Genomic DNA, 17,290 nt, shown 5'->3' with positions numbered 1-17,290 from the left:
GAGGCACACGGACCCTGACTTGAGAGGCCCGTTTTCCCCGTCGCGGAACACCCCGTCCGCCGGTCCAAAAATCGTCCGCGCTGGCAGGTCTCCCGGCTTGCGGAGCAGGGTTTCCCCTTCGATCCCCGCCTTCCCGATTCCCCAAGGGATCAGTGGCTTCGGGCATCTCTCCGGTCACGGTCGCGGGGGCGGCTGCAGTTTGGATCCAAATCTTGCAGATTCGGACCCTATCGCATTCCCTCTTCGCCTGTCATAGGACAGGAACCAACGCCGGGCCACCATTTGCCCCCGGCCGCCTCTTGTCAAGCCGAAGGACCGGGACCGATGACGCCTGAACCGGATACCCAAACGGGCGAGCAGAACGACGCCCGGCATGCCCAAAAAATGGCAAAGAAGAAGGCCGCCCGCGACAAGATCATGGCGACCAAGAGCGGCGAAAAGGGTCTCATCATCGTCCACACCGGCGCCGGCAAGGGCAAGTCCTCCTCGGCCTTCGGCATGATCGTCCGCTGTGTCGCCCATGGCTATCCCTGCGCTGTCGTGCAGTTCATCAAGGGCGCCTGGGACACCGGCGAACGGCGCCTGCTCACCGGCCATTTCGGCGACCTCTGCCAGTTCCACGCCATGGGCGAAGGCTTTACCTGGGAGACGCAGGACCGCGCCCGCGACATCGCCGCCGCTCGCGCCGGCTGGGAGAAGGCCAAGGAGCTGATCCTCGATTCGAACCTCCGCATGATCGTGCTCGACGAGATCAACATCGCACTGCGCTACGACTATCTCGACATCGCGGAGGTCGTCGAATTCCTGACGACGCACAAGCCGCCAATGACGCATGTCGTGCTCACCGGACGCAACGCCAAGGACGAACTGATCGAGATCGCCGATCTCGTCACCGAGATGACGCTGGTCAAGCATCCCTTCCGCTCCGGCATCAAGGCGCAAGCCGGCGTCGAGTTTTAGAGACAATCGCGATGACACGCGCATTGATGATCCAGGGGGCCGGATCTGACGTGGGCAAGTCGCTCATCGTCGCCGGCCTTGCACGCGCCTTCACGCGGCGCGGCCTGCGCGTGCTCCCGTTCAAGCCGCAGAACATGTCGAACAATGCGGCCGTCACCGTCGACGGTGGCGAGATCGGCCGCGCCCAGGCGCTGCAGGCGCTCGCCGCCGGCGCCGAGCCGCACACCGACATGAACCCGGTGCTGCTGAAGCCCGAGACCGATGTCGGCGCACAGGTCATCGTGCAGGGAAAGCGGATCGCGACCGTGCGTGCGCGTGAATACGCGGCGATGAAGCCCTCGCTGATGCGCGCCGTGCTGGAAAGCTTCGAGCGGCTGAAGACGCGCGCCGATCTCGTGCTGGTCGAGGGCGCCGGCAGTCCGGCCGAGGTCAATTTGCGCAAGGCCGACATCGCCAATATGGGTTTTGCACGCAAGGCCGGCGTGCCGGTCGTGCTGGTCGGCGACATCGATCGTGGCGGCGTCATCGCCCAGCTCGTCGGCATCAAGACGGTGATCGACCTTGATGATGCCGCGATGATCCAGGGCTTTGTCATCAACAAGTTCCGCGGCGATCCCACGCTGTTCGATGACGGCTACGAGCTTATCGAGCAGAGAACGGGATGGCGCGGCTTTGGCGTGCTGCCCTGGTTTGCGCGCGCCGGCGAGCTGCCGGCCGAGGACGCGCTGGGCCTGAGTGATGCGCGAAAACCCGGGCAATGCAAGATCGCTTGCCTCGCGCTGTCGCGGATCGCCAATTTCGACGATCTCGATCCGCTCAAGCTCGAGCCTGGCATCGATCTCGTGATGGTGCGTCCGGGCGAAGCCATCCCCGGCGACGTGCGCCTCGTGATCCTCCCCGGCTCCAAATCCACCCGCGGCGACCTCGCATTTTTGCGCGCGCAGGGCTGGGACATCGATCTGCTCGCGCATCATCGCCGCGGTGGCCACGTCCTCGGCCTCTGCGGCGGCTATCAGATGCTCGGACGTAGCGTCACTGATCCCGATGGCATCGAAGGCCCCGCGGGCGACACGCCCGGCCTTGGGCTTCTGGACGTGGAAACGGTGATGAGCCCGCAGAAGACGCTGACGCGTGTTGCGGCCGTGCATGCCGCGACGGATCAGCTGATCGAGGCCTACGAAATCCACATCGGCCGCACTGACGGGCCTGACCGCGCGCGGCCATTTGCGAAACTGAACGGCGAGCCGGAAGGCGCGATCTCGCGCGATGGCCGCGTGCAGGGTAGTTATTTGCACGGCCTGTTCACGTCGGATGAATTTCGCAGGGCGTATCTCGCAAAGCTCGATATTCCCGCGGGTGACGAGCCGTATCACGCCAGGGTCGAGAGCGCGCTCGACGCGCTCGCCGATCACATCGAAAAACATCTCGACGTCGCAGGCCTGCTCGCGCTAGCGCGCTAGGATTTTGGCGAGGCGCGTCCATTCGGACTCGCTGCCCGGAAGTCCGAGGCGCAACCACGTCGGTTTCTGTGCAAACACGCGAGACCAGATTTGGCTACGCGCGAGCTTCTCCTGCGCGGCAAGCCCGTCAGGCGTCTCATAGAGACGAAACAGTGGCGTCCCGCCAACGAGCCGCCAGCCTTGCGCTTCCACCATGTCATCAAGTCGAACACAGTCGCGCGCAAGCCGCGCTGAGGTCGCCGCGGCCCAGACATCGTCGCGCAACGCGCGGCAGCCGATTGCGATCGCCGCGCCCGAGACCGGCCAAGGTCCTGACATCGCCGCGAGCTTGCCGATGTCGGACGAATTGCCGAGCGCAAAGCCGAGACGCAGGCCGGCAAGACCATAAAACTTTCCGAAGGAGCGCAGGATCAGCAGTCCCGGCCGATCTGCTTCCGGCGCGAGCGACAAGTTCGGAACGGCATCGGCAAAGCTTTCGTCGATGACGAGGCGACCAACACGCGGAAGCAGCGCCAACAAATCCTTTGGCGCATGGCATCCGCCATCGGGATTGTTGGGATTGACGACGATGGCGAGGTCCGCGCCTGTCAGCGAGTCGAGTTCCCCAACCTCCTGGACATCCCAGCCCGCGGCCGACAAGACTCCTGCATATTCATTGTAGGTCGGCGCGAGGATGCGCGCGTGACCACGCGGCGCCAGTTGCGGCAGCAGTTGAATTGCGGCTTGCGCGCCGCCAAGCGCGACGACCGCCGCGCTTGTGCGATAGGCGTGCTGCGCCGCCTGATGCAGGGTCTCGATCTCGGCGCGCGACGGCAGCGCGGTCCACGCGCGCTCGCCCACCTCCTCCACGGGATACGGCAGCCGGTTGATTCCGGTGGACAGATCGATCCAGTCCTCCGCGCGCCCGCCAAAGCGCTGCTGGGCCAGATCGAGATTTCCACCGTGCTCGCGCATGCCTCGTTCTTTCACGCGAAGGCCAGGATCGCAAGGATGCCGGCCAGCAGCAGCATGGCGCGGCGATAGATCGTCAGCCCCTCGCCGATGTCGGCGGCAAGCGGATCGCGCGCACCTTCGTTGAGCCAGGGCTCGTTCGTGGTGCTGCCGTGATAGATGCGGGGGCCGCTGAGCCGCACACCGAGCGCCCCTGCCATGGCCGCTTCCGGCCAGCCGGCGTTGGGCGAACGGTGACGGCGCGCGTCCCGCGTCGTGCACGACAGCGCCTCCGTTCGCTGCGGCGCGAGCAGTACGAACAAGAATCCGGTCAGGCGCGCCGGAATGAAATTGGCGACATCGTCGATGCGCGCCGCGGCCCAGCCGAAGGCCTCGTGGCGTTCGCTGCGATGGCCGATCATGGAGTCCAGCGTGTTGATCGCCTTGTAGCCAAGGATACCCGGCAAGCCGAACAGCGCACCCCAGAACACCGGCGCCACGATGCCATCGGAGGCATTTTCGGCGAGGCTCTCGATCGTCGCACGCGCGATGCCGGCCTCGTCGAGCGCCGCGGGATCGCGCCCGACGATGCGGGACACCGCGTCGCGTGCGGCGGCGATGTCACCGGCCCGCAAGGGATTTGCAACGGCAGCAACGTGGTCGTGCAACGAGCGCAAGGCGACCAGCGGCCAGGCCAGGACGCCGACCAGCACGATCTGGATCCAGCCCAAGGGAAGCAAGGACTGAACCGCCCAGCCGAGCGCGACAGAGAGCGCGATCACCACGAGCGCGCCGGCGATGCCCGCCGCGCGGCGAAACGCCGGCGGATCGGACGGCCGATTCCAGGCGGTGTCGATGGCGCTGATCAGCCGGCCGAGCCAGGTCACGGGATGACCGATCCGCGCGAACAACCACGACGGCCAACCCAACAGGGCATCCACCGCCATCGCTACCGCCATCGCACCCGCAAAACCCACGCACGCCTCCTGTCCCGCCCCTGTTGCGCAAAGCGAGGGGTGAGCGCAAGCCCCCGGCTGGCGGATTTCGGCTTTGTCTTTGGCCGCGTTTGGTGATTAGTCAGGCCAACAGGAGACCTTCATGGCCGTCATCTTGATCACGGGCGGAACGCGATCGGGCAAGAGCGCCCATGCGGAAAAGCGCGCGCGCAGCCTTCCGGGCCAGCCCATCTACATCGCGACAGCCGAGGCGCTCGATGCAGAAATGGAAGCACGCATCGCAAAGCATCGCAGACGGCGCTCAACAGATTGGATCGAGCGGGAGGTACCACTCGATCTCCTGCAGGCGCTGATCGAAACCGATGGCGGCGGCCCAAGGCTGGTGGACTGCCTGACCCTGTGGCTCTCCAACATGATGCATGCGCAGCGCGATTGGGAGCACGATGTCATGAAGCTCGCTGTCTTCCTGCGCGCCCAGAAGAGCCCGGTCATTTTCGTCACCAACGAAGTCGGCCTCGGTATCGTGCCCGACAACGCGCTCGCGCGCAGCTTTCGCGACGCCGCCGGGATCATGAACCAGATCATCGCTGCTATTGCCGACGAGGTCGAGTTTGTGGTCGCCGGCTTGCCGATGAAATTGAAATGAGGCCGCGCGCGGAACTTTTGAAAGACGTCATTGCCGATCTCACGTTGGCTGCATCGTTCGTGACGATCCTCCCGGTGGCATCGTCGAAGCCCGCCGCTGACGACGCCATCGCGCGGGCCACCTGGGCGCTGCCCGTCGCCGGTCTGCTGGTCGGCCTCGCCGGCGCCTTGGTCTACAAGATCGCCAGCCGGTTCGGACTGCCACCGAACCTTGCCGCGCTGCTCGCACTCGCTGCCACCGCCCTCCTCACCGGCGCGCTGCACGAGGACGGCCTTGCCGATACCGCCGACGGGCTCGGCGGCGGCCAAACGCGCGCGCGCAAGCTCGAGATCATGCGTGACAGCCGGATCGGGACCTATGGCGTCTGCGCGCTGATCCTGTCGTTCGGCCTGCGCTGGAGCGCAATCGCCGCCATCGCCAATCCATGGGCGGTCATGCTCGCGCTGTGCGCGGCGCACATTGCTGCTCGCGCCGGCCTGCCCGCCTTCATGTCGCTGGTGCCGCCGGCGCGGCCTGATGGATTGTCGGCGAGCGCGGGAGCGCCGCCCGGCCGCAGCATCGCCATCGCCTTCGCTCTTGGAACCCTCGCCCTCGCCCTAGCCCTCGGGCCGGGCAAGGCGCTCGTTGGCCTGATCCTGCTGTCCCTCGCCGGCCTAATCTTGGCGCGGCTCGCGATCCGCCAGATCGGCGGGCAGACCGGCGATATCCTCGGCGCGTTCGAACAGAGCGGCGAGATCCTGATCCTCCTGGTTGCGGCAGCTTTCCAGATGGGAGGCTGAAATCGTGGTCGAGTTCGACGATATTTTCCGCCAACATCTGCGCGAGCTGTTCGTGTGGCGCCGCGACGTGCGTCGCTTTCGCAGCGACCCGCTGCCGGACGGCGCCATCGATCGTCTGATCGAGACCGCCTGCCTCTCGCCCTCGGTCGGCCTCAGCCAGCCCTGGCGCTTCGTCATCGTCGATGAAGCCGCAAGGCGCCGCGCCGTGATCGACGACTTCAAAGCGTGCAACGCCGACGCGCTGAATGCCTACGCCGGTGAGCGCGCCGCGCGCTATGCGACGCTGAAACTGTCGGGCCTCGAACAGGCGCCCGCCCACCTCGCCGTGTTCGCGGACAAGGCCAGCGACATCGGCCACGGCCTCGGCCGCGCCACCATGCCGGAGACAACGGAATACTCCGTGGTCGCGGCGATCACCGCGATGTGGCTCGCCGCGCGCGCCGAAGGCATCGGACTTGGCTGGGTGTCGATCCTGAGCCCTGCGCGCATTCACGCCGTTCTCGACGTGCCGGATACCTGGAAGTTCATCGCCTATCTCTGCATCGGCTATCCGGAGGCCGAATGTGACCAGCCTGAGCTGGAGCAGGCGAAATGGGAGCAGCGACGCGGCGCGGATGAGTTCACGCTGCGGCGCTGAAGCGCCTCGCCCGCCTTTACCCGCTACGGCAGCTCAACGATCTTGCTCTGCACGAGCACTTTCAGCAGCGCTCCCGTTCCACATCGCGGATCCTTCAAATTCGGATCGAACGTGGCGTCAGGTCCGAACTTCCCGGAAACGTACAAATTGGTGCAGCCCCAGACATACGGCGATCTGACGTTGCGACTGCGGTAGCCTAGGCCGTTGAAAGTTTCCAGCCTGTACAACACCGCTCCGACGCCGGACCAGTCAACGCTCTGCCAGCGAAGGAGGGTTATGAAGTCGATCGTGCTATCCTCCCACGAGAACGGCGGATCGCCCTGCACGGGTCGCCCCTTCGGTACGGTCACGGTTCTGGCAGACAATGGATCGCCATTCAGATGACGAGAAAAGTCAAAATTGGCATCCCCGTGAACCAACGCCACGACGTACCATGGCACCCCCGTCTTGGTCTCGATGACCCGGTATCGTTCCTGGTTCGCTTTTATGCGCTCAACGACCTTCTCCAAATCGGATAGGCGCTTCGGATCGATGATCGCCTGGTCAAAGAGTTGCTCAGCCTCCGATTGGATGGCCTTGGAATCAAACCGCGAACCAGGAGCCGCTGAGCTCGGCACGGTGATGTTGCTGTCCTGTCTTGCGTATCCGACCTCTGCATAGTTCCACTCGAGCTCTCGTTTCAGTTTCTGAAGCTCGATTTGCTCTGCTTCGGTTTGCTTGGGAAGCGCACTGAGGTGTGCGACACGTGTCTCCTTGTCGTTGATGTCTTGCTTGGTGATATCGCGCCGCTTCTCCAGCCCGTCGTGATACAGTCTCCATTGATCCCTGCTTTCCTTGTCCGAGACATAGGAGAAGTATTCCGAGAAGCGCAGACGCAGCTCGATGTCCTGATTCAGGGCCGTGTCGATGAACTTCGAAATGTAGGTCTGGTGCAGGTCCTGGGCCTTGCTCTCGATTTCCTTTTGCTTGAGAGCGACCTCCTGCTCCGCCTTCCTGAGATCGAGCTGTGCTTTATAGGCTTCGACCGCAGCCGGGATCGCGACCGCCACGCCTCCGCTGATCAGCGTGCCCCATATGGCCTGCCAGAAGCCGAGGCGCAGGCGATAGCGCTCGAGGCTCTGCACGACCGGCTCGGCATTCGGATCTGTGGCAGCCATCTGCGTTCGCCCGTCCAGTAGCGCAACTGGCGCATGCAACCGCAAGGCGTCGATTTAATCAACCCCCGGAATGCCGACGGGGCGGCGAGGTGCTGCCGGACCGCTCGCCTTGAGCGGCGTCGACCTCGCCAAGCTCGATGATCCCGGGGAACGTCGAATACACCGCGCCCCAATCGGCGAAGCCGTAGGTGCCGAAACCTGCGGTATCGGGCTGCAACGCTGCGAATGAACGTTCATAAGTGCGTTTTTTCGTCAATTGTGGATGCCGGCCGTTCGCGCTAAGCATCCGTTCCAGGGCAAACCATCATGCAAAGAATCATGACCGAACGGCCTTCCGCGCTCGCGGTCGATCGCCGTGGGTTCATTCGCCTTGCGGGCACAACCGCTGCGGGATGGTTGGCGCTCGGCGCAACATCCGATCGCATGCGGGTCGTGGCATCGCTGACGGCGTTACCGCTCGACGACGAATTGACCAGAAGGAGCATGATCGACAGCCCGACCTCGCGCCTCGGTGGCCTCATCGTCGGCTTGAGGCAGCGAGGCTGGGTCGAAGGCGTCAACTACCGCTTCGAACTCCGTTCGACTTTCGGCGCATCGGACCGACTGAAGACCGCGGTCAAGGAATTGCTGGAGCTCAAGCCGGACGTGATCCTGACCGGCTCGACGGTCGAAACCGCAGCCGTCCTGGAGGCGACCAAAACCATCCCGATCGTGTTCGCGACCGCCAACGATCCCGTCGGCAATGGCTTCGTTCAGAGCCTCGCGCATCCCGGCGGCAACGTCACCGGCTTTACCAACAGCACCGCCGAGATGGGCGGCAAATGGCTTCAACTGATCCGGGAAGCCGTGCCTGATCTTGCGCGCGTCGGTATCCTGTTCAATCCGGCGACCACACCGCGCGCCGGCCGCTTCTTCCTCGACTCCATCGAGCAGGAGGCCGCTATGTCCGGCGTGCCCGTGGTCGCCGCGCCCGTCAACGCACCAACGGACATCGACGAAGCCGTCAGGCGCTTCTCCGAACCGCCCAAGGCGGCGATGATCGCGCTGGTCGACAGCTTCCTCGTGGTCAATCGGCAGGCGGTCGTGGCGGCGGCGGCCAAATATCGCGTGCCCACGATTTATCCGTTCCATTATTTCATGGATGCGGGCGGGCTGATGAGCTACGGGCCAACACTTGAAGTGCGCTCGGCCGATTATGTCGATCTCATCCTGCGCGGCACCAAGGCCGGCGATCTGCCGGTGCAATCGCCGCGGAAATACGAGCTCTTGATCAACCGTACGGTCGCCCGCTCGCTCGGATTGACCATTCCATTCACGCTGCTCGCACGCGCCGACGAGATCCGCGAGTGAACGAGACGGTGGACCAGGGATCTTTGCGTACGCCTCCCGGCCGGCTGTTCCGCAAATATCTCTACTCGATCGTCGCCCTCGCCTTTGCGGCGCTTGCGATCAACACCGGCTTCGACGTCTGGTTCTCCTATCGCGAGCAGAAGCAGTTGCTGGCGGCAACCCAGCGCGAGCAGGCAGCAAGCGCCGCCATTCAGATCGGCCAGTTCATTGGCCAGATCGAAAACCAGATCCGATGGCTCTCGCGCCTGCCCCCCGAACTGTCCACGAACGAGGACGAGCGACTGAATGCCATTCGCCTCTTGCGCCTCTCGCCCGCGATCGCGGAAATCGCCGAGCTCGACGCGCAGGGCCGCGAGCACGTGCGCGTGTCGCGCCGTGTCGCGGACAGGATCGGCAGCAAGGCCGACCTCTCCGCCTCGCCGGCCTTTCGCGGCGCCAATGAAAGCCGGGCCTATTACGGGCCGGTCTACTTCTTCGGCGACACTGAGCCATTCATGACGCTTGCCACGCGCGGAACTGGCCGCACGCCGGATGTGATCATTGCCGAGGTCAATCTTCGCTTCATCTGGGACCTGGTCGCCGGGATCAGGGTCGGCAACACCGGCAAAGCCTATGTGGTCGACCGCATGGGAATCCTGATCGCGCATCCCGATTTGTGGCGGGCGCTACGCCGCAGCGATCTCTCCGGCCATGCGGACGTCCGCGCCGCGCTCGATGGCGTGGGCCCGCCTTCGGGTGGCCTGGTCAAGGAAGACCTGTCCGGACAACGCGTGCTGTCGACCTATGCCACGGTCCCCTCGCTGGGCTGGCTGGTGTTCGTCGAGCTGCCGCTCAGCGAAGCCTACGCGCCGATCTATGCATCGATCGGCCGCTCGACGTTTCTCCTGGTCATTCTGCTGGCCTGTGCGGTGCTGGTCTCCTTGTTTCTCAGCCGGCGCATGGCCGTGCCGATCCAGATCCTGACGCAGGGCGCGCGGCGGATCGGGAGCGGCGACCTCGGCCTGCGGCTCGCGATCAAGACCGGTGACGAGCTGGAAGCGCTCGGCGACCAGTTCAACCGGATGGCCGCTCACTTGCGCGAGTCGTATGCCACGCTCGAGCGCAAGGTGATCGAGCGCACCTCCGAGCTGGAGAAGGCCCGCGACCAGGCCCTTGCCGAGCACGACGCCGCCGAGCGCGCGCGCAGTGCGGCGGTAGCGGCCAACGAAACAAAATCACGCTTCCTCGCGGTCGTCAGCCACGAGCTACGCACGCCGCTCAACGGCGTCATGGGCGTGCTGCAATTGCTCGACGACGGCAGCCTCGGCGAAGCGCAGCGGCGCCGCCTCGCGACCGCGGCCGCGTCGGGTGAAACGCTGATCGCGCTGGTCGACGCCATCCTGGAATATGCGCGCCTGGAGGCCAGCGCCGAGACTCTGGAGACCCGCGATTTCCGCCTCGACCAGCTGATCGAGACCGCCGCCGATCTGATGCGGCCGCAGGCCTCCCGCAAGGGACTGACCTTCGACCTCGCCTGCGATGCGACGGTTGGCATCTCCGTGCACGGCGACCCTGTCAGGCTCAATCGCATCCTGCTCAATTTGATCGGCAACGCGATCAAGTTCACTCCACGCGGCGGCATCGCCTTGAACGCGGCCGCGGAGCGACATGACGATCATGTCGTGCTGCGCATCACCGTTCGCGATACCGGCATCGGCATCGCGCCCGACATGCACGAGCGGATCTTTGAGGATTTCGTCCAGGCCGACGACAGCATCGCCAGGAGATTTGGCGGCACCGGCCTGGGGCTGGCGATCGCGCGCCGCCTCACCCGCCTGATGCGGGGCGAGCTGACGGTCGAGAGCACGCCGGGTGCGGGCAGCTCGTTCATGCTCGAAGTGCCGCTCGGCCTCGCCACGGGCGGCATCGCGCAAAGCGCGCTTCCGCCGCCGTCACGGCGACTCCGCGTGCTGCTGGTCGACGACGACCCCGTCAATTGCGAGGTCGGCGAAGCAATCCTGAAGAGGCTCGGCCACGACGTCACGATCGCCACGAGCGGCGCGCCGGCCGTAGAGCTCGCCCGCGACCAGGCGTTCGACATCATCCTGATGGATCTGCACATGCCCGACATGGACGGGGTGGAGGCGGCGTCGCGGATCGGCAAGCTCGATTTACCGCGGATGCCGCGCATCATCGCCGTGACCGCCGATGTGTCCACCAGCGCCCGCGAACGGCTCGCAGGCGCCGGCATCGCCAAGATCGTCAGCAAGCCGATCCTGATCAATGCGCTGCGCGAGGCGATCGAGGACGATCCGCAGCACGAGCCGGCAGCAGTGCAACTCGCCGAAGGCGCGCTGATCGACAGGCATTTTCTCGACGACCAGAAGGAATTGCTGGGCACCATGCAGATCGCAAAACTCCAACATCTGCTGGAGGAGACCAGCGAAAGGCTGATCGCGGACATCGCCAAGGCCGCGGAGCTTGGCGATCCCACACAGCTCGCGCGGCTTGCGCATCAACTCGGCAGCGCCGCGAGCGCGCTCGGCCTCGTCCGCCTGTTCGAGCGCTGCCGCGAGATCGAGCTGGCAGCGGCCTCGATGTCCCCGCCTGAATGCCAGAATGCCGCGCGCGATCTCACCGCGCTTCGAGAGGCCTCGATGAGCGCGCTGGACGAATTGCTTCGGCCGGCCGAGCAGCGGTTGATCGGTTCGTAGGATGGGTAGAGCGTCAGCGAAACCCATCGCTTTCGTGCGCTCGGAAGCATGATGGGTTTCGCAAGGGCTCTACCCATCCTACGCTCGTGGAATTAAGCCCGTATTCGGCCAATTAAGAGTCTGACAATTTGTCCGGATACGGCTCGTGATCTATCGCAAAGTCAGTCGTATAGACATCCCAGCCCTGAAAACGAAAATAAGTTGTCATAGCCTCATAGTGACTTCCGGCCTCGAACGTATGAATCAGCCGCGCCGGTTGATCCAGCAGATTGCGACAGTTCGCGCCGTGCGGCCCTGCCAAGCACACACTCGACAAACCGTTCGCGTCTATCCAAACCTCATGAATCAGCGTTGCCATACAGTCTGCAGCCTTCCTCGGTTGCGGCCTTTTTCATACCCTAGCCAAACCGTTCGACAAGAAAATCGATAAACAGCCGCACCTTCACCGACAGATGCCGCGTCGGCGGATAGACCGCGTAGAGGGCGAGCGGTGGTGCGGAATAATCATTCAGCACCGTCCGCAGCTCGCCGTTCCTTAAAGCGTCGGCTGCGATGAACTCCGGCAGCAGCGCGAGCCCCCTGCCCTTGATCGCGACGTCGCGCAGCACTTCGGCATTGTTGACGCAGAGCGACCAGGCCGGCTGGATCCAGTGATCGCCGTCCGCGCCGGTGAGCTTCCACTGGTTGCCGGTGAGCAGGAAGCCGTAGGTCAGCGAAGTGTGCTCGCGAAGATCCTGCGGATGTTTTGGCGTGCCGTGACGTGCGAGATAATCGGGCGAAGCGCAGATCATGCGCGCTACCGGCATGATTTTTCGCGCGATCAGGCTCGAGGACTCCAGCTCCGCGATCCGCAACGTCACGTCAAAACCATCCTGCACCGGATCGAGCAGATCGTCGCTGAGTACGAGCTGGAGCTGCAGCTCGGGATATCGCGCCATGAAGTCGGCCAGCACCGGCCCGAGTCGCATCGTGCCGAACGACATCGGCGCGTTGACGCGCAGCAGTCCCCGCGGCGCCGACTGGGCTTGCGTCACCGCCTGGTCGGCGGCCTCGATCTCCGAGAGGATCACCACCGTGCGCTCAAAATAGCGCTGGCCGTTCTCGGTCGGGCTCGCGTGGCGGGTGGTCCGGTTCAGGAGCTGGACGCCGAGGCTCTCCTCGAGATCGGCGATGTATTTGCTGATCGCCGAGCGCGACAGCCGCAGCTGGCGGCCGGCTTCCGCAAAGCTGCCGCTCTCGACCACCTTCACGAAGGCCCGGAGGCTGGCGACCTTATCCAAGGCCAGTTCCCGGCGATTGTTTCCAAATCGTAGACATAGACGTCATATTTGCATGGATTGTCTCCAATCCAAAGCGGAACGATATTTCCGTCCAGAGCAAGACCGCTCCCCGAATTTTGGAGGACGACAATGTCTGGACTGCACCATGTCACCGCGATCGCCGGCGACCCCATCCGCAATTTCGGCTTCTACACCCGCGATCTCGGCCTGCGCTTCGTCAAGAAGACGGTCAATTTCGACGATCCGGGCACCTACCACTTCTATTATGGCGACGAGACCGGCCGCCCAGGCACCATCCTGACCTTCTTCCCGTGGGCCGGTGTGCCGGCCGGGCGCCGCGGCGTCGGCGAGACCCATCAGACCGCGTTCCGCGTGCCGCAGCGCTCGCTCGGCTACTGGACCCAGCGCTTTACCGAGAAGGGGATCGCCTACGAGGCGCTGGAAAAGCGCTTCGGCGAGTCGGTGCTGCCGTTCACCGATCCTGATGGCATGGCGCTGGCGCTGGTTGGGATATCCGGCGCCGAGAACGAGCCCGGCTGGAGCAATGGCGACGTGCCCGCCGAGCACGCGATCCGCGGTTTCCATGGCGTGACGCTCCTGCTCGACAGCGCAGCGAAGACGGCGGCCGTCCTCACCGACGTGTTCGGCTTCGAGGAGACCGGACGCGAGGGATCAGTGATCCGCTTCAAGGCACCGGGCGATGCCGAGGGCAGCGTCGTCGACATCTACGAAGCCAAGGGCTTTTTGCGCGGACATCAGGGCGGAGGCTCGGTCCATCACATCGCCTTCCGCGCGGCCGACGATGCCGAGCAGGGCAAGATGGCGCAAAAGCTCGTGAGCAATCACGGTCTGCACCCGACCGAGCAGCGCGACCGCAATTACTTCCGCTCGATCTACTTCCGCGAGCCCGGCGGTGTGCTGTTCGAAATCGCGACCGATATTCCCGGCTTCGCCGTCGACGAGCCCGTTGCGACGCTGGGGCGTGACCTGAAGCTGCCGAGCTTTCTCGAAGCACAGCGCAAGCAGATCGAGGGCGTTTTGCCTAATTTGGAAGAGAGGGTGTCGTGACCGAGAGCGCATTCATCCATCGTTTCGAGCCCGCGCGCGATGCGGGCTCGGCTCCACTGCTTTTGCTGCACGGCACCGGCGGCGACGAGAACGACCTGCTCGGGCTCGGCAAGATGATCTCGCCGGGCTCCGCCCTGCTCTCGCCGCGCGGACGCGTGCTCGAACACGGCATGCCGCGTTTCTTCCGCCGTCTCGCCGAGGGCGTGTTCGACGAGGAGGACGTTCGCCGCCGCGCGCTCGAGCTCGGCGACTTCGTCGCGGAGGCGCGGCAGCGATACGGCATCGCCGCGCCCGTTGCGGTCGGCTTTTCCAACGGCGCCAACATTGCAGCCGCGCTGTTGCTGCTTAGGCCAGACGTACTTGCAGGCGCAATCCTGCTGCGCGCAATGGTGCCGCTGTCGGATCCTCCCAAGGCGGAGCTTGGCGGCAAACCGGTTCTGCTGCTGTCCGGGCAAGCCGACCCGATCGTGCCGGCAAGCAACTCGTCGCAACTTGCGGCGCTGCTGTCCAAAGCGGGTGCACGTGTCGACCACAAGGTCCTGCCGGCGGGCCATCAATTGTCGCAAGCCGATGTGACGCTCGCCCGCGACTGGATTGGCAACGTCGCCGCCGAGGCGGCCTGATCCCTGAAGCGGCGCACCGCCCAACCGCGGTGCGCCGTTCTTAAAAAACATGGCAAGCGACCTTCCGTCGCAGCTGCGCAATCGGGCGCCAGCCTGCGCGAAATTTCCGCTTGCCCGTTTCCGCGCCAGGCTTAGAATTTGGGACAAGGTTCCGAAATTTGGAACTTCCTTGGACCAACGCCCAGAGCGGCCTTCATGAGTGCACTCACCAACGCCATCGAGATCCTGCACTGCTTTTCCAGCGCGCGGCCCGACCTGTCGTTCGCGGACGTGATGGCGCTGACGGGCAAGCCGAAGAGCTCGACCTCGCGCCTGCTGCGCTCTTTGCGCGATTGCGGCCTGCTTGAGCAGGATCCGCACACCCGCCGCTACCGGCCGGGTCTCCTCACCTTCGAGCTCGGCCGCCTGCACCGCGCCCATGACGATCTCATCAGCACGGCCGAGCGCGAGCTGCGCGAGGTCTGCGCGCGCACCGGTCACACCGGCTACATCGCCGTGCTCGACGGCTACGAGCAGGTCGTGCTCAGGATCGTTCCGGGCTCGAATCCCTTGCGCGTCGTCAATCCGCCGGGCCAGCGGACGCCGGCGCCCGCCACCTCGAACGGCCGCGCCATGCTCGCGCGCCTGTCCGACGAGGACGTTCGCGCGCGGCTACCCGCGACCTATCCAAAGTTGCCGCGCAACTCGCCGCAAAGCTTCAAGCAGCTGATGGCGCGCCTCGACGAGATTCGCCGCACCGGCGTGTCCGAGGCGGCCGACGAATCGATCGAGGGCGTGGGCTCGCAAGGCTTTGCACTGAAGAGCGGCGAAACCGGTGAGATGATCGGGATCGCGGTATCCTATTCGGTGCAGGCAACCACCGCAGCCGAGCGCGCCAATGTCCGCCGCGAGTTGGTGGCGATGGCCACAAAGCTCAGGCGGATGACCGGCGATCCGATCGACCAGCCCGCAACCCGCGTTCAGACCGGGACGCGATGAGCAGCGCAGCCGCCCAGCGTCCCAATGGCCTTGCGCTGTTCATTCTGCCGGGCGCGCTGCTGTTTGCCTTGTTCTTCTTCCTGCCGATCGGGCTGATGGCGCTGATGAGCATTCTCACCGGCAATCCGGTGGTGGCGCCGAAGGTCGCGTTCACCACGCGTCACTACGCCCGCATGATCGGCGATCCCTTTTATCTCGAGGTGATCTGGACCACGATCCGGATCGGGCTCGTCACCACACTGGTTGCGCTCGCGATCGGCTATCCGCTGGCGCATTGGATGGCGCGCATCAAAAGCCGCGCCGGGCACGCGCTGCTGCTGATGGCGGTGCTGGCGCCGATGCTGACCGGCATCGTGGTACGTACCTTCGCGTGGATGACGTTGCTCTCCGACAGGGGCGTGATCAATCAGACGCTGATCTCACTCGGCCTCATCAGCCAGCCCCTGAAGCTGATGTACACCGAGACCGGCATCGTGGTCGGGCTCGTGCACATCTACGTTCCCTTCATGGTGCTGACGCTGACAGGCGTGATCGGCCGCATCGACGAGCGGCTGGAGCAGGCTGCGGAAAATCTCGGCGCCAGCCCCTTGCGCGCCTTCCTCGAGGTGACGCTGCCGCTCAGCCTGCCCGGCATCCTCGCCGGCTCGCTTCTGGTGTTTGCGCTCGCGATCAGCGCCTATGTCACGCCGATCCTGCTCGGCGGCTTCCAGATCATGACGCTGCCGATCCTGATCTATCAGCAGATCTCGGCGAACTTCAATGTCGGCTTCGCGGCCGCGCTCGGCATCGTCCTGCTGATGATCTCGCTTCTGCTCGTCGTCGCCTACAACCGCGCGCTCGGCCTCGTCTCCGGCCAGCACGATTTGCAGTGAGGCCGATGATGCAAACCACCGCCTCGCACAGCCCATTGCACGCCACGGTCCGGCAGGCGGCGCCCGCGCGCACCAGCGGACGCGTCAGGCACTACGGCCGTTACCTCTATCTCGCGATCAACATCGCCATCCTTGTCTTCCTGCTGGCGCCGATCGCGGTCGTCGTCGTGTTCGCCCTCAATCCGACGCCCTTCATCCAGTTTCCGCCGGTCGGCGTGTCCTTGCGCTGGTTCGAAAAGTTCTTCGCCTCGCGCGACTTCATGCAGGCGCTCTGGTTCAGCCTGGAGGTCGCGGTGCTCACCACGGTGTCGGCAACGCTGCTCGGTGCCTCCGCGGCGCTGGCGCTGGCGCGCGGCAACCTGCCGGGTACACGCCTGATCGTGGCGACCATGCTTTCGCCTTTGATGCTGCCGGCGATCCTGACCGGGCTTGCACTGTTCCAGACCTATGTGCTGCTCGACGTGGGACGGCCGACCTGGGGCCTGGTTGCCGGCCACACGCTGGTGACGCTGCCTTATGTGGTGCGCACGACGCTCGCGGTGCTGCATAATTTCGACACGCGGCTGGAAGAAGCCGCACAGAATCTCGGCGCCAGCCCGTTGCGCACCTTCTTCGAGGTGACGCTGCCGCTGATCAAGCCCGGCGTGCTCGCGGGCGCGATCTTTGCCTTCATCGTCTCCTTCGACCAGTTCCCCGTCTCGCTGTTCCTGGTCAGCCCGGGCAACGAGACGCTGCCGGTCACGCTGTTCAACTATCTCAAGTTCGATCTGGACGGCACCATCGGTGCTGCGTCCGTCGTCTCGATCGTGCTCGCCTTTGTCGTGGTCATCGGGCTCGACCGCACGGTGGGCTTACGCTCCTACGTCAAATTGTAAACGCTCATTGTAACCTAAGGATTCGA

Annotated in this window: 17 protein-coding genes and 1 riboswitch; of the genes, 12 read left to right on the top strand and 5 right to left on the bottom strand. The window is 64.7% G+C overall.

Annotation, left to right across the window (positions count from 1 at the left end):
* Nucleotides 1-64: 64 nt before the first annotated feature.
* Nucleotides 65-284: riboswitch (cobalamin riboswitch) on the bottom strand.
* Nucleotides 285-324: 40 nt separating this feature from the next.
* Nucleotides 325-960 (top strand): cob(I)yrinic acid a,c-diamide adenosyltransferase, encoded by a 636-nt coding sequence (cobO, locus tag IVB31_RS02595; protein ID WP_247318176.1) that lies wholly within the window; start codon nt 325-327, stop codon nt 958-960.
* A gap of 11 nt (nt 961-971) precedes the next feature.
* Nucleotides 972-2,420 carry a cobyric acid synthase gene (locus tag IVB31_RS02590; RefSeq protein ID WP_247318174.1) on the top strand — a complete coding sequence of 483 codons (1,449 nt, stop codon included), beginning with the start codon at nt 972-974 and terminating at the stop codon, nt 2,418-2,420.
* Here the strand turns inward: IVB31_RS02590 and cobD are convergent.
* Nucleotides 2,409-3,374 (bottom strand): threonine-phosphate decarboxylase CobD, encoded by a 966-nt coding sequence (gene cobD, locus IVB31_RS02585; RefSeq protein ID WP_247318172.1) that lies wholly within the window; start codon nt 3,372-3,374, stop codon nt 2,409-2,411. The genes IVB31_RS02590 and cobD overlap by 12 nt on opposite strands.
* Nucleotides 3,375-3,385: 11 nt before the next feature.
* A complete protein-coding gene (gene cbiB, locus IVB31_RS02580; RefSeq protein WP_247318170.1) occupies nt 3,386-4,327 on the bottom strand; it encodes an adenosylcobinamide-phosphate synthase CbiB in 942 nt (313 codons plus the stop codon).
* A 121-nt stretch (nt 4,328-4,448) separates the two neighbouring features.
* On the opposite strand from cbiB, the gene cobU reads away from it, so the two are divergent.
* From cobU to bluB, 3 genes are read left to right on the top strand one after another with little or no spacing between them, the layout of a single operon-like run.
* Nucleotides 4,449-4,952 carry a bifunctional adenosylcobinamide kinase/adenosylcobinamide-phosphate guanylyltransferase gene (gene cobU / locus IVB31_RS02575; RefSeq protein ID WP_247318168.1) on the top strand — a complete coding sequence of 168 codons (504 nt, stop codon included), beginning with the start codon at nt 4,449-4,451 and terminating at the stop codon, nt 4,950-4,952.
* Nucleotides 4,949-5,731 (top strand): adenosylcobinamide-GDP ribazoletransferase, encoded by a 783-nt coding sequence (cobS, locus tag IVB31_RS02570; protein ID WP_247318165.1) that lies wholly within the window; start codon nt 4,949-4,951, stop codon nt 5,729-5,731. The genes cobU and cobS overlap by 4 nt, the downstream gene beginning before the upstream one ends.
* Before the next feature lie 4 nt (nt 5,732-5,735).
* A complete protein-coding gene (bluB, locus tag IVB31_RS02565) occupies nt 5,736-6,368 on the top strand; it encodes a 5,6-dimethylbenzimidazole synthase (protein WP_247318162.1) in 633 nt (210 codons plus the stop codon).
* Nucleotides 6,369-6,391: 23 nt separating this feature from the next.
* Here the strand turns inward: bluB and IVB31_RS02560 are convergent, their stop codons facing one another.
* Nucleotides 6,392-7,525 carry a hypothetical protein gene (locus IVB31_RS02560; protein ID WP_247318160.1) on the bottom strand — a complete coding sequence of 378 codons (1,134 nt, stop codon included), beginning with the start codon at nt 7,523-7,525 and terminating at the stop codon, nt 6,392-6,394.
* A gap of 58 nt (nt 7,526-7,583) precedes the next feature.
* Complete coding sequence (locus IVB31_RS02555; protein WP_247318157.1) at nt 7,584-7,781, bottom strand: hypothetical protein; 198 nt, start codon at nt 7,779-7,781, stop codon at nt 7,584-7,586.
* A 62-nt stretch (nt 7,782-7,843) separates the two neighbouring features.
* On the opposite strand from IVB31_RS02555, the gene IVB31_RS02550 reads away from it, so the two are divergent.
* Nucleotides 7,844-8,875, top strand: a complete 1,032-nt coding sequence (locus IVB31_RS02550; RefSeq protein WP_247318155.1) for an ABC transporter substrate-binding protein — start codon at nt 7,844-7,846, stop codon at nt 8,873-8,875.
* Nucleotides 8,872-11,568 carry a hybrid sensor histidine kinase/response regulator gene (locus IVB31_RS02545; protein ID WP_247318153.1) on the top strand — a complete coding sequence of 899 codons (2,697 nt, stop codon included), beginning with the start codon at nt 8,872-8,874 and terminating at the stop codon, nt 11,566-11,568. The genes IVB31_RS02550 and IVB31_RS02545 overlap by 4 nt, the downstream gene beginning before the upstream one ends.
* 398 nt (nt 11,569-11,966) lie before the next feature.
* Here the strand turns inward: IVB31_RS02545 and IVB31_RS02540 are convergent, their stop codons facing one another.
* Nucleotides 11,967-12,848 carry a LysR family transcriptional regulator gene (locus tag IVB31_RS02540; protein WP_247318151.1) on the bottom strand — a complete coding sequence of 294 codons (882 nt, stop codon included), beginning with the start codon at nt 12,846-12,848 and terminating at the stop codon, nt 11,967-11,969.
* A gap of 129 nt (nt 12,849-12,977) precedes the next feature.
* On the opposite strand from IVB31_RS02540, the gene IVB31_RS02535 reads away from it, so the two are divergent.
* The 5 genes from IVB31_RS02535 to IVB31_RS02515 all read left to right on the top strand — a co-directional run bounded on the left by IVB31_RS02535 (nt 12,978) and on the right by IVB31_RS02515 (nt 17,264).
* Entirely contained in the window at nt 12,978-13,916 is a 939-nt protein-coding gene (locus IVB31_RS02535) for a ring-cleaving dioxygenase (protein ID WP_247318148.1), read from the top strand.
* A complete protein-coding gene (locus IVB31_RS02530) occupies nt 13,913-14,539 on the top strand; it encodes an alpha/beta hydrolase (RefSeq protein WP_247318146.1) in 627 nt (208 codons plus the stop codon). The genes IVB31_RS02535 and IVB31_RS02530 overlap by 4 nt, the downstream gene beginning before the upstream one ends.
* A gap of 195 nt (nt 14,540-14,734) precedes the next feature.
* On the top strand, nt 14,735-15,517 hold the full coding sequence (locus tag IVB31_RS02525) for an IclR family transcriptional regulator (RefSeq protein WP_247318144.1): 783 nt from the start codon (nt 14,735-14,737) through the stop codon (nt 15,515-15,517).
* The gene (locus tag IVB31_RS02520; RefSeq protein ID WP_247318142.1) at nt 15,514-16,389 is read left to right on the top strand and encodes an ABC transporter permease; all 876 of its coding nucleotides are present in this window, start codon (nt 15,514-15,516) and stop codon (nt 16,387-16,389) included. Before IVB31_RS02525 ends, IVB31_RS02520 begins: the two co-directional genes overlap by 4 nt.
* A gap of 5 nt (nt 16,390-16,394) precedes the next feature.
* The gene (locus IVB31_RS02515; RefSeq protein WP_247318140.1) at nt 16,395-17,264 is read left to right on the top strand and encodes an ABC transporter permease; all 870 of its coding nucleotides are present in this window, start codon (nt 16,395-16,397) and stop codon (nt 17,262-17,264) included.
* The last annotated feature ends 26 nt before the right edge of the window (nt 17,265-17,290 follow it).

The sequence above is a fragment of the Bradyrhizobium sp. 21 genome, assembly GCF_023073335.1.
Taxonomy (GTDB): domain Bacteria; phylum Pseudomonadota; class Alphaproteobacteria; order Rhizobiales; family Xanthobacteraceae; genus Bradyrhizobium.
This window is presented reverse-complemented; position numbering and strand designations above follow the sequence as displayed.

Bases quoted from the DNA above. Each gene is read 5' to 3' on its own strand.
- cobO (WP_247318176.1), top strand. From the start codon at position 325: ATGACGCCTGAACCGGATACCCAAACGGGCGAGCAGAACGACGCCCGG.
- IVB31_RS02590 (WP_247318174.1), top strand. From the start codon at position 972: ATGACACGCGCATTGATGATCCAGGGGGCCGGATCTGACGTGGGCAAG.
- cobD (WP_247318172.1), bottom strand. From the start codon at position 3,374: ATGCGCGAGCACGGTGGAAATCTCGATCTGGCCCAGCAGCGCTTTGGC.
- cobU (WP_247318168.1), top strand. From the start codon at position 4,449: ATGGCCGTCATCTTGATCACGGGCGGAACGCGATCGGGCAAGAGCGCC.
- cobS (WP_247318165.1), top strand. From the start codon at position 4,949: ATGAGGCCGCGCGCGGAACTTTTGAAAGACGTCATTGCCGATCTCACG.
- IVB31_RS02560 (WP_247318160.1), bottom strand. From the start codon at position 7,525: ATGGCTGCCACAGATCCGAATGCCGAGCCGGTCGTGCAGAGCCTCGAG.
- IVB31_RS02550 (WP_247318155.1), top strand. From the start codon at position 7,844: ATGACCGAACGGCCTTCCGCGCTCGCGGTCGATCGCCGTGGGTTCATT.
- IVB31_RS02535 (WP_247318148.1), top strand. From the start codon at position 12,978: ATGTCTGGACTGCACCATGTCACCGCGATCGCCGGCGACCCCATCCGC.
- IVB31_RS02525 (WP_247318144.1), top strand. From the start codon at position 14,735: ATGAGTGCACTCACCAACGCCATCGAGATCCTGCACTGCTTTTCCAGC.
- IVB31_RS02520 (WP_247318142.1), top strand. From the start codon at position 15,514: ATGAGCAGCGCAGCCGCCCAGCGTCCCAATGGCCTTGCGCTGTTCATT.
- IVB31_RS02515 (WP_247318140.1), top strand. From the start codon at position 16,395: ATGATGCAAACCACCGCCTCGCACAGCCCATTGCACGCCACGGTCCGG.